This window comes from Pseudomonas sp. GD03842 (assembly GCF_029841165.1).
Lineage (GTDB): Bacteria > Pseudomonadota > Gammaproteobacteria > Pseudomonadales > Pseudomonadaceae > Aquipseudomonas.
In genome coordinates this window covers 101,052-115,202 of record NZ_JAOCEA010000002.1, presented here as the reverse complement: position 1 = coordinate 115,202, position 14,151 = coordinate 101,052, and the positions used below count along the sequence as shown (strand labels likewise).

Here is a 14,151-nt window from a genome sequence, read left to right as displayed (position 1 = left end):
GCCTGAATTCCCTTGGGGTGTGTACAGGAATGACCGGACAGAAAGTGGAAAAGTTTCGGCCGATTGACGCCCTCCCGACGAGGTCATGCCATTCCTTTCAGGCATAGCTCATATCGATTCGCTAGACCTTCTTAAGGCTATGGAAAAGCGTTAGCCTCTGGTCCTCAACCCTTGTCTTCCGATGGCGCAAGCTGTCGACACCCTCACGGTCAACCGAGTAGCTCATGACTTCGATGCCTCATCCGTCCCACGGCACTACCATGACGAAGGGACTGGCGACACTGTTCGCCTTTTGCTGCGGCGCGATCGTCGCCAACATCTATTACGCTCAACCGATCATTGGCCTGATTGCGCCCGATATCGGCCTGTCGAGCACCGTGGCGAGCTTCATTGTTTCGCTGACGCAGATTGGCTACGCGCTGGGGCTGTTTTTCCTGGTGCCTTTGGGTGATCTGCTGGAGAACCGTCGCTTGATGATGGTCACCACCGGCGTGGCGCTCCTGAGCTTGCTGAGCGCGGCGTTCTCCCAGTCCCCCGATGTGTTTCTATTGGCTTCCCTGCTGGTGGGTTTCAGCTCAGTGGCCGTGCAGATCCTGATTCCCCTCGCCGCCCATCTGGCGCCCGAAGAGAGCCGTGGGCGGGTGGTGGGTAGCATCATGGGTGGCCTGTTGCTTGGCATTCTGCTGGCGCGGCCGGCCTCCAGTCTGATCGCCGATCATCTCGGCTGGCGCGCAGTGTTCGGTACCGCGGCCGTCGTGATGCTGGTCATTTCCCTGGTACTGGCAACGACCATCCCCAAACACCAACCCACCCACAGCGCCCGTTATGGGCAATTGCTCACATCCCTGTGGACCCTGCTGCGCAAGCAGCCGGTGTTGCGCCAGCGCGCGTTTTATCAAGCGTGCATGTTCGCCACGTTCAGCCTGTTCTGGACCGCCGTGCCGCTGGAGCTGGCGCGCAACCATGGGTTGTCCCAGAGCCAGATTGCCCTGTTCGCACTGGTCGGGGCCATTGGCGCCGTCGCAGCGCCGATTGCCGGCCGCCTGGCAGATGCGGGTCACAGCCGGGTCGCCAGTCTGTGCGCCATGCTGTTCGCGGCGCTGAGTTTTCTTCCCAGCCTTGTAGAACCGGCCTACGCGGTCATCGGCATGGCGTTGACGGGCGTGGTGCTGGATTTCTGTGTGCAGATGAACATGGTGGTCGGCCAGCGCGCCGTTTATGCCCTGGATGCCAAAAGCCGCAGCCGTTTGAACGCGTTGTACATGACCAGTATTTTCATCGGCGGCGCGATCGGCTCGGTGATCGCCAGCGCCCTGTACGACCACGGCGGCTGGGGCTGGATCGTGATCGCGGGCAGCGCTTTCCCACTGCTGGCGCTATTGGCCTTCCTGAAAAACGCCACCGCCGCGCGCCCCGCATGAGACGGGGTTCTCACAGGTGATTGGCCTGAACCGGTCAGCACCTTTCACACAGTTCAAGGAGTGATGTCATGACCCGCCGCACTTTCCTCATCACCGGAGCCAGTAAAGGCATCGGTCGTGCGTTGTCCGAGACCCTTGTCGCCGCCGGCCACCAAGTGGTGGGCATCGCCCGCCACGCCGACGACCCGACCTTCCCCGGCGTCCTCAAAGCCATGGACCTGAGCGACAAGGATCAGACCCGCTGTGGCCTGGCCGAGCTGGCGCAGCATTATCCATTCGATGGCGTGGTCAACAATGTCGGCCTGGTGCGCCCGCAGGCGCTGGGGCAGATCCAGCTAGACGATTTCGACGCGGTGATGAGCGTCAACCTGCATTCGGCCCTGCTGGCCACTCAGGCCTTGCTGCCGCACATGCGCCAGCAAGGCTGGGGCCGCATCGTCAATATTTCCAGCCTGACGGTGCTCGGGATTACCCAGCGCACCGCCTACGCCGCCGCCAAGGCAGCACTGATCAGCTTCACTCGTTCATGGGCGCTGGAGCTTGCGCAGACGGGCATCACCGTCAATGCCGTCGCCCCCGGTCCGACCGAAACCGAGCTGTTCCGGCAGAACAACCCCGTGGGAAGCGAAGGCGAGAAACGCTACCTCGCCGGCGTGCCCATGGGGCGGTTCGGCCAGCCGGAAGAAATTGCCTCAGCCATCGCCTTCTTGTTGTCGGAACAGAGCGGCTTCATTACTGGCCAGACCCTGTTCGTCGATGGGGGCGCCTCGGTCGGCAAAGCCGCATTTTGAAGGATTGGACCGCCCGAGGCCTTCGGCGTGTAGCGGCGCCGCGCGAGAATCAGAGGCGCCAGCGTATTCCCCCCGTTCCCGCCCGCCCGCGTCTTTAACGCGCGAGCGCAAACCACCGACGCTTTCGAGCGTCGGTGGTCACTTCAACTGTGCGGCAATCCAGCCCTTCAGATCCTCCACCTCATTGGACGTGATGGTGTGCCCCGCGCCAGGGTAGGCGTGGAACGCAGGGTTGATCAGCAGGTTCTCGAGCACGGTCCGCGCCTCAGTGGCACCCGTGAACGGCACGCGGTTGTCTGCCTGGCCATGCCCGATGAAGACACGCAGAGACTTCAGGCGGTCGTCCGGTTGCAGCCTGGCGTTGAGCGCCGAAAGGATTTTCCCGCTCAGTGGCGCGATCCCGCGCACCAGTTCCGGATGTTGCAGGCCGATCTGGTAGGTCATCATGGCGCCTTGGCTGAAACCCACGAGGATCACTTTGTCCGGCTGCGTACGGTACTTCTCCGTCGCCTGTTCGATGAAGGTCCTGAGCAGGTCAGTGCTCGTGTCGACATCGCGGGTCACGCCCTCGTATTCGGCTTGATCGGTGTCCTGGGTGAACCACTTGTACCCTCCGCCGTCGACCTCCAACGGCGCACGCACCGACAGGTAGCTGAAATCGCGGGGTAACTCGTCCTTGATGCCGAACAGATCACGCTCATCACTGCCGTAACCGTGCAAGAAGATGATCAGGGGCTTGTCATGGGTGTCGGCAGGGGCTGCGGCGAGATAGGGTAACGCCAGATCAGTCAGCAAGGCCGGGGCGGCATGGGCGAAGCCTGTGAACACGCACAGCAACGCGGCGAAAAAACTCTTCATTGAAAACGGGCCCTTTGAGGAAAACGTCGGGCCCATCATACGCAGCAGGCATCGGATGTCAGCCCGCAATCGACGGGTAAAGGCTGTCGGGAAGCTGTACAGCCCGCCAATAGGCCTGTACGAACACCTGAGGCGGGCCCGGCCATGGGCTCAGATCAGGTCAGCACGCCCTGCAGAATGTCCGTGCGGCGTTCGAGGCCCAACCCTTCAGCGTCAGTCCTGGAGTGCAGCCAGCCCCAAATGCTCGCGTAACGTCGAGCCTTCGTAGGCCGTGCGGAACAATCCTTTGCGCTGCAGGTGCGGAATCACACTCTCGACGAATTCGCTGAACGACCCCGGCAAATAGGCGGGGGAAATTACGAAACCATCGCACCCGCCCTGAGTGAAGAGTTCAGCCAACTGATCTGCGATCTGGGCTCCGGTGCCCACCAATTGCGGCACGCGGACGCTGCTGGCAAAGATCCTTCCCAATGCTTCCAATGTGGTGTCGGCCCCCTGCATCAGCAGCTTTTCCGCGGCAGCCGGATGAATGGACGGCGCTCGCGCGACTTCTGCCAGCGTCGATGACAGGGAAAAGGGCGACAAATCGACGTTCAACTGCGACGCCAGCGTCACCAGCCCCAACTCCGGCCGCGCCAGCGCATTGTGTTTGTCGCGCTTGGCTCGAGCTTCCGCTTCGCTGCCGCCAATAAAAGGCATCACCGCCGTCAACACCTTGCAACTGTCCGCGCTGCGTCCTTGCTGTACCACTTGGCCGCGGACATCTTCGCGAAACGCTTGCATGGCTTTCAAATGCGGATGAATGGTGAAAATCGCCTCAGCCCATCGCGCCCCGAAACGCCGCCCGCGGCCCGACGAGCCGGCTTGAATCAAGACCGGGCGGCCTTGCGGGCCACGCGGAATATTCAAGGGCCCTTCCACCCGGAACCAATCACCCTGGTGCTGCACGGAGATGATCTTCGATGGATCGGCCAATACGCCGTTTTCACGGTCCAGTTTCAATGCGCCCGGCGCCCAACTGCGCCAGAGCTTGAGCGCGACCTCGACGAATTCGTCGGCGCGGTCGTATCGCAAGTCATGCTCCAGGTGCTTGTCCTTGCCGAACAAACGCCCTTCGCTGTCATTCATCGACGTGACGATGTTCCAGGCAGCACGCCCCTTCGACAGATGATCGAGCGTCGCGAACTCGCGGGCGATATGCGCAGGCTCGTAATAGGTGGTCGACCGAGTGGCCCCCAGCCCCAACTTGCGGGTCTGGCTCACCAGATAAGAGAGGATCGGCAGCGGGTCCAGCCGGGTGGCATCCTGTGCGCCATAGCGCAGCGCAGTGTCGCGGGATCCGCCCATCTGGTCGCCCACGGCCAGGCGGTCAGCGAAGAACAGGAAGTCGAACAACCCCTCCTCCACCACCTGGGCGGTGCGGCTGTAATACTCGGGGTCCAGGTAATTGCCTAGGGTTTCCGGGTGGCGCCAGACGGCGTGGCTGTGAATGACCGGCCCACTGAGCAGGAAGGCCGACAGGTGAATTTGGCGACTCATGAAGTTCTCCTGCCCTGCTTAGTGAGCCTGGGGCGTCCAGACGGCGATATCGGAAATGGTCAGCGGCTTGGGAATCAGCTTGGCCTCGTAGTAATAGTCAGCGATGCGTTGCTGCTCGGCCAATTGGTCCACCTTGACCGGGACAATGTCGTAGCTGCGCCGACTGTTGGCCAATTCCACGGTCTCAGGCGGGATGTTGCCCCACAGCGGCGCCAGCTTCTTGGCCGCTTCCTGGGGATGGCCTTTGACCCACTGCCCCGTGTGGCGAAGGGTGTCGAACACCACTTGCAGCACATCCGGGTGAGCCTTGGCGAAGCGCGTATTGGCGACGTAGAAGCGGTTGTAGTTGGCGATGCCGTCCTTGCCGTCGGCAATCACCCGAACATGGTGTTCGCGTTGCTGCGTCGCCAGGAACGGGTCCCAGATGGCCCAGGCATCGACATTGCCGCTGGAAAATGCCGCCACGCCATCCGGCGCTTCCAGATACACCGGTGTGATGTCTGCCAGCGTCAGCCCGGCTTTCTTGAGCGCCGAAATCAGCAGAAAATTGCTGCCCGAACCTTTGGAGACCGCCACCCGCTTGCCCTTGAGATCGGCCACCGTGCGGATGGGTGAGGCGTCCTGGACGATGATCGCCTGCGCGCTCGGCGATGGGTTCTCTCGGGCGTAGTAGGTCAACGGGGTATTGGCAGCCTGGGTGAACAGCGCGAAGGCATCCGCCACATCGGCGTGCAGGTCGACACTTCCCGCATTCATCGCACTCAACAGGCCGCTGCTGAACTCATGCCAGTTGACGGTAAAACCCAAGGGCTTGAGGCGTTGTTCGAGCTGGCCATCATTCTTGAGCAAGATCCAGAGCGTCGATGAGCGCTGGTAACCGATATCGATCACCTGCTCGGCCTGCGCCGCCACGGTGGTCAGCAGCAGAGCAGCTGCCAGGAAAAGTTTACGAAGGGGCATGACGATCCTTGGGGGCGGTTGTAGAGAAGGGCCCGACGCGTTCAGCACCGAAAGGCATGAGTGCCGGCCATGTAAGTTATTTTTGATTATAAAAACCGCGGAGAATTATTAAAGAAACGTATAGATCTAAGCTTATGCCGGGCACCGAGTGGAACGCCTCACACCCCCGCGAGGTCTAGGATGAGGTGAGCCCGACCGAGGAAGTGATCGTGAATATTTTTGAAGCCCTGAGAGAAAGCCATGACCGTCAGCGCGGCTACGCCGATGCCTTGATCAAGACCCACGGCGACACGAAAGAGCGAGCCGACGCCTACGAGCAGTTGAAGGCCGAGCTGCAAGCCCACGAAACTGCCGAAGAACGTTTTTTCTACATTCCTCTCATGGCCTACGACAACGGCGTCGATCTCAGCCGACACGCCATATCGGAACACCATGAGATGGACGAGATGATGGAAGAGCTCGACGAGACCGACATGTCCAGTCCCGCCTGGCTGGCGACCGCGAAAAAGCTGTCGGAAAAGGTGCACCACCATCTCAAGGAGGAAGAACATAAATTCTTCCAGATGGCCGGGAAGCTGCTGGACGACCAACAGAAAGAAACGCTGGCGAGCCGCTACGTGAAAGAGTACGAGGAGCAACTGGCCGAGGCGTGAAACCGTCCGCCGGCTTCGAGGTGGGTGCGGTGGCGACGAAAGAAGACGCCACCGCCCTGATCAGCCGAGTGTCGGCACACGTGCCGGATGGCCGGTTGACTGTCAGGCCTTCAAGGATCGACCTGTGCCATGAGCTCGGGGACCGATTCGGTTCTTCTCGCGTAGCGCTGAGCCAGAACCGCGCAGACCATCAGTTGGATCTGGTGAAACAGCATCAAGGGCAAGATCAACACCCCGATGGTGCTGCCCGCGAACAGGACTTGTGCCATCGGGACACCGGTCGCCAGGCTTTTCTTCGACCCGCAGAACAGGATGGTGATGCGGTCTTCCAGGCTGAAACCGAACGCCTTGCCCAGTAGGGTCGAGATGACCAGTACCAGCGTCAGCACGATGCCACACACCGCCACCAGGCCGACCAAGTCCCACAGCGGAATCTTGTGCCAGAGACCTTCGTTGACCGCTTCACTGAAGGCCCCATAGACCACCAGCAGGATGGAACCTTGGTCGACGTATTTCAGCCAGTGTTTGTTGCGCCCCACCCAGCCGCCAATCCAGCGGCGCGCAATCTGACCGGCGATGAAGGGAAGCAGTAGCTGGATACTGATTTTCACGATCGCGTCGACGGTCGAGCCGCCGTCGCCATGAACATTCAGCAGCAACGTGACAAGAAGCGGTGTGATGAAAATCCCGAATAGGCTCGAGGCTGCAGCGCTGCAGATTGCAGCGGGAATGTTGCCTCTGGCCAGCGACGTGAAGGCGATGGCCGATTGCACGGTCGCCGGCAACGCGCACAGATACAGAATGCCCATGTACAAGTCGTTGCCGATCAGCGGCGACAGAACCGGCTTGAGCGCCAACCCCAGCAGCGGGAAGATCACGAACGTCAAACCAAATACCAGCACATGCAAGCGCCAGTGACCGGCGCCTGCAATGATCGACTCGCGGGACAGCTTGGCGCCATGGAGGAAAAACAGCAGTGCGATCGCGATGTTGGTGAGCCAACTGAAACCCACCGCGACCTGGCCGCTGGCGGGAAGCACACTGGCAATGATCACCACAGCGATCAGCGTCAACGTGAAATTATCGGGGAGAAAGCGAGGACGACTCATGGGCGTTATCCGGTCAAGGCATGGACAGTGTTGCGACTGTACGCCTTCAGACAGGTGCGGGCTAACGCCAATGAGTCCGTGAATAGCGGCAAAAGGACAGATTGATCAGGACAGCCCGCCCTCTATCACCCTCAACACGGTGACCCGTTGTTTTCCCGGATTTTGCGCGATCATTTGATTGAGCGCAGCCTGCCACCGGTGAATGTCCTTCTCCTGCGACAACGCCATCAACGCCTGCCAGCCCATCCCCTGCGATGCAACACGGCTTTCATTGGCCGCTTCGGCCATACGTTCACGCTTCATCAGGTTTGCTGCAATTTCCGAGAGGGTACTCACGACGGGCTCCAGGGCGCGCGCGAGGCGCGCCAATACATGACTGCGGGGATGATGCAGGGTGTCATCACGTCAAAAAAATGGTGATCGCGCCGCCTGCCCCAGGGTTACAGCAAGGTTCAGACCAGTGCCGTGAGCGCCGCAAAAATTCGGACCAGTTGCACGGCGACTCGTCAAACGGGCGGCAGCAGGGTCTCTGCCAAGTTCGTCCGATCCACCAGCCGCGTGCTGTCACGCCCGCCGCGCTTGGACGCGTAAAGCGCGGCGTCACACTGTTCGATCAACGCGCCAAGGCTCGTCGGAGGGGTGTCGAACAGAATGGCACCAATGCTCAACGTCACCGCCTCAGGGGTGACGAACGCCACCGATGCCGCGTCGTGAAAGCGCTGGCGCAGCGCCCCACTCAATGCATCGACCTGCTCGTGGGACGTGTCGCTCAACAGGATCACGAACTCGTCGCCGCCCAACCGCGCGGCCAGCGCTCCATTGGGCAACAGCGAGCGAACCATCTCACTGAGGGTGATCAGCAAGCGGTCACCCGAGAGGTGACCATGCAGGTCGTTGACCGACTTGAAGTGATCGATGTCGATCAACAACAAGGCACCCAGGCGAAAGGCGCGTACGTCTTCCAGCAAACGAGGTGCACGGACCTCCAGCGCACGACGGTTGTACAGCGCGGTGAGAGGGTCGCGGGCCGCCAGACGTTCAATGCGTTTTTCCCGGCGATAGCGTTCCGAGCCCGTCATCGAGAGGGCAATCAGCATGATTGCCATCGCACCTTCCACCAGCGAAACCTGGATGATTTCCCCTCGAAATGCCGCGAGGTCTATCAAGGTCCCCGGCAGCCCTGCCGTGAAGGCCTTGGCCAGGTAAAACAGCCCATGCCCCATCAACACATAGCGCAACTGACCCGCGCCCACGCTCAGCGACCTGCCGTGGGGCCGGAGCAGCGAACTGGCCTTGAACATCAACAACGCCACCAGCGTCGAATTGACCATCAGCATGACCTTGGACCACCACGGCGCCTCGGGCAGCAGCAACATCCCCACCCAAACGGCGAAAATCAGGTACCAGCCTCGCGCGAGTTTCGACTCGGTAAAGCGTCCCACGCCCAACAGGAACAAGAAGTGCGCCGTGACCAGCAAACCGTTGGCGAACCAGATGCCAATGAACAAAATGCCGCTGCTGCGCAAGAGCGCCAGGGTCGACCCCACGGTGATCGTCGCAAAACCGGCGCTCCAGAACAGCAGTGAAGTTTCTCTGACATGGCGCCACTCAGCAGCCAAGTAAAGCGCGGCAGCGGCTGCCAAGGCGATTGAGAGGGTCAACAGGGTAATTGGGTCGAGCGCCATAACTGCTTGGTCTTTCTGTAAAGCGTGGGAGGGACGTCATTGTATGCGTCCGTAGCAGATTCTGTGCCGCAAGTGCGAGCCGCTTTGGAGAATTCACCAGGGGTGTGCCGGGGCAGTCAGCCATCTAGCCAAACGTTATAGGCCGAGTGTCTGAGAGGCAGCGGCCTCATTGAGCGGGATGGCTACATTCAGCCATCGCCGGGGTGGACGTGGTCAGGCTGTGTGGCGGTCGAGTGTGGAGTGTGGAGTGTGGCCTGCCCCTTGCACCCGGCCGATGCAAGGGCTATTTCAGCGTTTGCCCGGACCCATCAAGGGGATGAAGATGAACTGGCGATATGCATCAACGCACGGTCAATGAATCGCTGGGAGTCCTTCCTGAACTCGGTGACCTGAGAGGCGAAACTGGCGCCCGGGCTCTCCCCGTATGCTGGCTGAAACCAGGTCGCGACGTCCTCGATGACTTGCGTGGTATAGGACAGCGACTGGAAAAGGTCATCCAGTATCAGACCGGCATCGACAGGTTTATTGACTTCACGATATGCCTCGCGCCTACGTTGCGCGAATGCTACAGAGGACAAACCGGGCCCAGCTTTCCCAGCGTCGCGCTCACCTGCGTTAAACAGGTACAGGAGGTCCACCCCTGCATCGCAGACCCGTTGGAGGTAGTCCGCCTTTGGTAAGCGAAGCCCTTTTTCATAATGACTTTGCGCATTTGGCTCGACGCCGGCGATCTTTGCGAATGCCAACTGGGTGAGGCCCAGTCTTTTACGCTCGTTTCTCAATCGTGTTCCGAGTAGTTCCATGTTATTGCTCCTGCTGAATTCACCTGCGCGGTGTCATCCGCAGATGCAATGGGGGGCTGGAGTGTAAGCGTCCAATTTAAGCTTGGAGCGAAACAGCGCCGCTCTTGGCTGTCCAACCACAATACTCTTAAACGGATAGCCGAAATGACTTTTCGAATAGAGCTGACCAGTGGTCGGGAAGCGTGATAAGTGGAAAACGTAGACACAGTCAGCGGTTTGCTATCCGGTTTTTTCGGTGAGTTTCCGACTGAAGGCAAAAAAGCTGGATAAATAAGAAAGCAGCGTCAAGCGAACAACGCTCGCGCCGCTCACGATCATGAAAAGTCTGGTCCGTTATAGATCCGCTGCCATGTGGCCCCCGCAACGATGATGGTAAAGCGTTCGGATAGCTGAAAACGTGAACGCTCAGGCCGCATACCCGCCTTCCACCACTGGCTGCGGGTCATTGGCCGCAGTCAAACACTGCCCGACTTCTACGTAGTATTACGAGCATCCTGCCAAGTAAATGGCGACTATCATCGTGCCGTTTGCCGACACCCCAATAACAATTCCGGTATTGAACAATGACTCTGTCCATCCGTAGCAAAGTGGTGGTACTTTGCGTCGCTCCCGCACTCCTGCTCGCCTTCCTGATTGCTGGTTTATCGGTCACTCTCCTTCAAAAAACCGCTGACGACCAGGTAAACGACACGCGAAACACGCTGATCACCAGCCGAAAAAGTGCGCTGGAACACTCTGTCCAGGTTGCCCAGAGCGCTATCGCGGCCCTCTACGAAGCCTCCTCCCCCGGAGACCTGACCGCTCGTGACAAAGCCGTCAGCATCCTCAAACAACTGAAATACGGAACTGACGGCTACTACTTTGGCTACGATGCCAACAGCGTCAGGGTTTTCTGGGCCGACAAAGACGTCAAAATCGGCGAGAGCTTTCGCGACTTCCGCGATCCCGACGGCGTGCCGGTGATCAACGAACTGGTGCGCGTCGCCCAAGAAGGTTCGCACTACCAGCGCTACCGTTTTCCCATCCCCAACAGCGATAAGGTTGTCCCGAAGATCGGCTATGCCCTCTATCTCGCCAAGTGGAACCTGATGATCGGGACCGCGGTGAACCTGGACGACATCGACGCGCAGGTGGCGCAGGTTTCCGCCGAGCTGAAGTCGCGTCGTTCAGAGTTGGTCTGGCAGGTGCTCGCGCTGAGCATCGTGGCCTCGATTCTGTTGGCCTTGCTGGCTGCGTGGCAGGTCAAGCGGCTGTTTTCGCCGTTACTCCAACTCCGCTTGCAATTGAACAACATCGCCTCGGGAGACGGGGACTTGACCCATCGCCTGCCCATTGCGGCCGAGGATGAACTGGGGCAGTTGGCCCTGGCCTTCAACCGTTTCGTCGACAAAATTCACCGCTTGATCGGCCATGTCGCAGGCATGACTTATCGCCTGAACACGCTGGTCGCGGATGTCGCGGATCAGGCCCAACGCTCAGAAAAGGCGATGGACCTGCAGCGCCAGGAAACCGATCAAGTCGCCACGGCCATCCATGAAATGTCCACCGCCGCCCTGCAAGTCGCGCAGAACGCTCAGCAAGCTGCCCGGGCCGCGAGCCAGGCACAAAACGAAGGCGCCTCGGCCGGGACCGTCGTCAACGCCAGCGTCGACAGCGTCAATGGCCTGGTGGAAAACCTCACCGCCAGCGGCTTGTCCTTGACTCAGCTGCAGACCGAAGTCGATGCGATCGCCGGGGTGCTGGCGGTTATCCGCGCCATCGCCGAGCAAACCAATCTGCTGGCACTCAACGCCGCGATCGAGGCGGCTCGCGCCGGTGAAGCAGGCCGCGGGTTTGCGGTCGTCGCCGATGAAGTCCGAGCGCTGGCAAGCCGCACGCAGGACAGCACCAAGGAAATTCATGGGATGATCGGACGGCTGGAGACCGGGACCGTCAATACGGTCAGTGCGATGCAGCAATCCAGTGAAGCAGGCGGCAAGACTCGCGAACAGGCGGTGCGCGCCATGACCTCGCTGGAGGCAATCGCCAGTCTGATCTCGTCCATCAACGCGATGAACGCGCAGATCGCCAGTGCGGCGGAGCAGCAAACCGCCGTCTCCGAAGAGATCAACCGCAGCGTCCAGCAGATCGCCGTGTCCATCGAGGCCGTTGCGCAGGACACCCAACGCGGCGCCGATACCGCGCGGGAGCTGTCGTCACTCAGTGCAGACCTGGAGGCCGCCATCAAGCAGTTCAGGATCTGACGCTTGAAAGCGCTGCCCCGTAGCCCCCCCGGCCCCTAACGGTGAAAACAAAAAAGCCCCGCATGTGCAGGGCTTTTCTGTATCTGTGTGGCGGGAAACCAGGGATTCGAACCCTGGGAACGCTATTAACGTTCGCCGGTTTTCAAGACCGTTATAGAAAAACAACCGGGCCGCGACCTCGGATGCAATTGGAGTTCCCATACTTTTTTGAAATCACCGGCCTGTACACCGCATTCCGCAAGGGCCTCGCTTTTAGTTTCGGAACGGTTTTAGCCCCCTCCTTTGGCGTTCTGCCGACCTATACCCCTCAGTTACATTTGACCGTCCAGAGCTGATCGAGCCGTGTAGTGAAGCTCTGGCTCATCAGCTCCCTCCGCATCGCCCAGGCCGGATCGGACGGAACGCTGGCGGCGCGCAACGTCCCCCGCCCCCACCTTCCATTGATCTCATCCAAGACCTCCATCACCTTCCCTGCCGCGGCAGATTGAGACGCCGCGAACAGGTCCTCAGTGAATTCGCCCGGCTGCCGCAAATCCATTAGCAGCACCTCGGCCTTGCTGTACTTGAAGCCAGGCCGGAACAGTCGGTTCACGGCTTCGACCGCCGCCTTCGTCAACAGCCGGACATCGTTCGTTGGGTATGGCAGCTCAACCAGTGCGCCGTTGGCGTACTTCGCTTCCTCCGGATTGAACATCCCGGTGCGGATGCTCACCCTGATCTTCTTACACATCGAGCCCTGTGCCCTCAGCTTCTCCGCCGCACGCTGGGTGTATGTGGCCACCGCTTCCTTGATGGGCTCGATCTCACTCTGGCGGGTGCCGAACATCCGGCTGCAGCAAATCTCCTGTTTTGGCGGGTCGGCCTCGCTGAGCTCCAGGCACGGAGTACCGGCGAGCTCCCGAGCAGTTTTCTCGATTACCACGCTGAATTTCTGCCGCAGCGTCCAGGCATCGGCCTGGGCCAGGTCCATCGCCGTCTTGATCCCCATGGCTTCGAAATGCGCCCTCATGCGCTTGCCCACGCCCCACACCTCACCCACTTCGGTGTTCCGCAACGTCCAATCGCGCCGAAACGGCTCGCAAATATCGACGACCCCGCCGGTGTGCGCCAGCAGCCGCTTGGCCGTGTGGTTAGCCAGCTTGGCCAGCGTCTTCGTGCGGGCGATACCGACGCCGACCGGAATGCCGGTGTGCTTCAGGATTCGGGCGCGAATTTCGCGGCCAAACCGGGTCAGGTCCCCTGGGATGCCTGTCAGGTCGGCGAAGCACTCGTCGATCGAGTAAATCTCGGTCGCAGGGACCATCGACTCAATAATCGTCATGACGCGCTCAGATATCTCGCCGTACAGTGCGTAATTGCTGCTGAACGCGACTACACCGTTGCGTCGCAGATGGTCGCGGATCTGGAAATACGGCTGACCCATTTTCACGAAAGGTTTCGCGTCGTAGGACCGGGCGATAACGCAGCCGTCGTTGTTTGACAGCACCACGATGGGCGTCCTGGCCAGGTCAGGCCGGAAGACTCTTTCGCAGCTCGCGTAGAAACTGTTGCAGTCGATCAGCGCGAAGACGGGCTCAGGCCTTGTCATGATCGCGAACGCTATATTTCACAACGCCCCAAATCACAAGCTCATCACCCTCCATAACGTGCCGCGCCGGGTATTTCGGATTTTCCGACTGCAGGATGATTTCGTTTCCGCGCATGTGCAAACGCTTGCAGACAGGTTCAGTGTTGAGCGCCGCAATGACGATATCGCCGTGCTCGGCGTACAGGCTGCGGTCCACGATGACCAGGTCGCCACAGTAGATCCCTGCCCCCTGCATCGAATCCCCCTCAATCTTGCAGAGGTAGACGTGCGGCGCGCGGATGTCGAACAACTCATCGAGGGAAATGTGCTTCTCGATGTGGTCCGCCGCGGGCGAAGGGAAGCCAGCAGGCACATGGAAAGAGTAAAGGGGCAGCCGCTCGCCCCCGGAAGCCGCTGGGCCAAGGATCGTGACGCTCATGATGCAAGCCTTGTTTTGGTTAACTGTACGTATATACAGTTAACGTTCTCGCTCGCTTGCGGTCAATCTCATGAGTGGGAAAT

General features: G+C 60.2%; 12 protein-coding genes and 1 pseudogene. 4 read left to right on the top strand and 9 right to left on the bottom strand.

The genetic code is table 11. The annotated features are described in order from the left end of the window. The first annotated feature begins 233 nt into the window (after positions 1-233). Positions 234-1,421 carry an MFS transporter gene (locus tag N5D61_RS03060; RefSeq protein ID WP_108239296.1) on the top strand — a complete coding sequence of 396 codons (1,188 nt, stop codon included), beginning with the start codon at positions 234-236 and terminating at the stop codon, positions 1,419-1,421. 68 nt (positions 1,422-1,489) lie between these two features. Beyond that, the gene (locus N5D61_RS03055) at positions 1,490-2,212 is read left to right on the top strand and encodes an SDR family oxidoreductase (protein ID WP_108239174.1); all 723 of its coding nucleotides are present in this window, start codon (positions 1,490-1,492) and stop codon (positions 2,210-2,212) included. Positions 2,213-2,350: 138 nt separating this feature from the next. Here the strand turns inward: N5D61_RS03055 and N5D61_RS03050 are convergent, their stop codons facing one another. The 3 genes from N5D61_RS03050 to N5D61_RS03040 all read right to left on the bottom strand — a co-directional run bounded on the left by N5D61_RS03050 (position 2,351) and on the right by N5D61_RS03040 (position 5,569). Continuing rightward, the gene (locus N5D61_RS03050; protein ID WP_108239297.1) at positions 2,351-3,070 is read right to left on the bottom strand and encodes a dienelactone hydrolase family protein; all 720 of its coding nucleotides are present in this window, start codon (positions 3,068-3,070) and stop codon (positions 2,351-2,353) included. Between the two features lie 213 nt (positions 3,071-3,283). After that, complete coding sequence (locus tag N5D61_RS03045) at positions 3,284-4,609, bottom strand: LLM class flavin-dependent oxidoreductase (protein ID WP_279890712.1); 1,326 nt, start codon at positions 4,607-4,609, stop codon at positions 3,284-3,286. A gap of 18 nt (positions 4,610-4,627) precedes the next feature. Next, entirely contained in the window at positions 4,628-5,569 is a 942-nt protein-coding gene (locus N5D61_RS03040; RefSeq protein WP_279890711.1) for an aliphatic sulfonate ABC transporter substrate-binding protein, read from the bottom strand. 209 nt (positions 5,570-5,778) lie between these two features. Here N5D61_RS03040 and N5D61_RS03035 point away from each other — a divergent pair, with 209 nt between their 5' ends. Then, a complete protein-coding gene (locus N5D61_RS03035) occupies positions 5,779-6,222 on the top strand; it encodes a hemerythrin domain-containing protein (RefSeq protein WP_108239298.1) in 444 nt (147 codons plus the stop codon). A 110-nt stretch (positions 6,223-6,332) separates the two neighbouring features. Here N5D61_RS03035 and N5D61_RS03030 read toward each other — a convergent pair whose 3' ends face one another. From N5D61_RS03030 to N5D61_RS03015, 4 genes and pseudogenes are all read right to left on the bottom strand, one after another. Then, positions 6,333-7,331: a bile acid:sodium symporter family protein gene (locus N5D61_RS03030; RefSeq protein WP_108239177.1), complete on the bottom strand. Its 999-nt coding sequence runs from the start codon at positions 7,329-7,331 to the stop codon at positions 6,333-6,335. A 105-nt stretch (positions 7,332-7,436) separates the two neighbouring features. Continuing rightward, entirely contained in the window at positions 7,437-7,700 is a 264-nt protein-coding gene (locus N5D61_RS03025) for a hypothetical protein (protein WP_146749678.1), read from the bottom strand. A 137-nt stretch (positions 7,701-7,837) separates the two neighbouring features. Next, complete coding sequence (locus N5D61_RS03020) at positions 7,838-9,016, bottom strand: GGDEF domain-containing protein (protein ID WP_279890708.1); 1,179 nt, start codon at positions 9,014-9,016, stop codon at positions 7,838-7,840. Between the two features lie 620 nt (positions 9,017-9,636). Continuing rightward, a pseudogene (locus tag N5D61_RS03015) lies at positions 9,637-9,819 on the bottom strand (helix-turn-helix transcriptional regulator); the annotation flags it as partial. Between the two features lie 563 nt (positions 9,820-10,382). Here N5D61_RS03015 and N5D61_RS03010 point away from each other — a divergent pair. Beyond that, positions 10,383-12,062: a methyl-accepting chemotaxis protein gene (locus tag N5D61_RS03010; protein WP_279890706.1), complete on the top strand. Its 1,680-nt coding sequence runs from the start codon at positions 10,383-10,385 to the stop codon at positions 12,060-12,062. A gap of 307 nt (positions 12,063-12,369) precedes the next feature. Here N5D61_RS03010 and N5D61_RS03005 read toward each other — a convergent pair whose 3' ends face one another. Both N5D61_RS03005 and umuD read right to left on the bottom strand, forming a co-directional pair. Next, positions 12,370-13,650, bottom strand: coding sequence for a Y-family DNA polymerase (locus N5D61_RS03005; protein WP_279890704.1), 1,281 nt, complete (start codon positions 13,648-13,650; stop codon positions 12,370-12,372). Next, positions 13,637-14,068 carry a translesion error-prone DNA polymerase V autoproteolytic subunit gene (gene umuD, locus N5D61_RS03000; RefSeq protein WP_279890703.1) on the bottom strand — a complete coding sequence of 144 codons (432 nt, stop codon included), beginning with the start codon at positions 14,066-14,068 and terminating at the stop codon, positions 13,637-13,639. Before umuD ends, N5D61_RS03005 begins: the two co-directional genes overlap by 14 nt. Between the last annotated feature and the right edge of the window lie 83 nt (positions 14,069-14,151).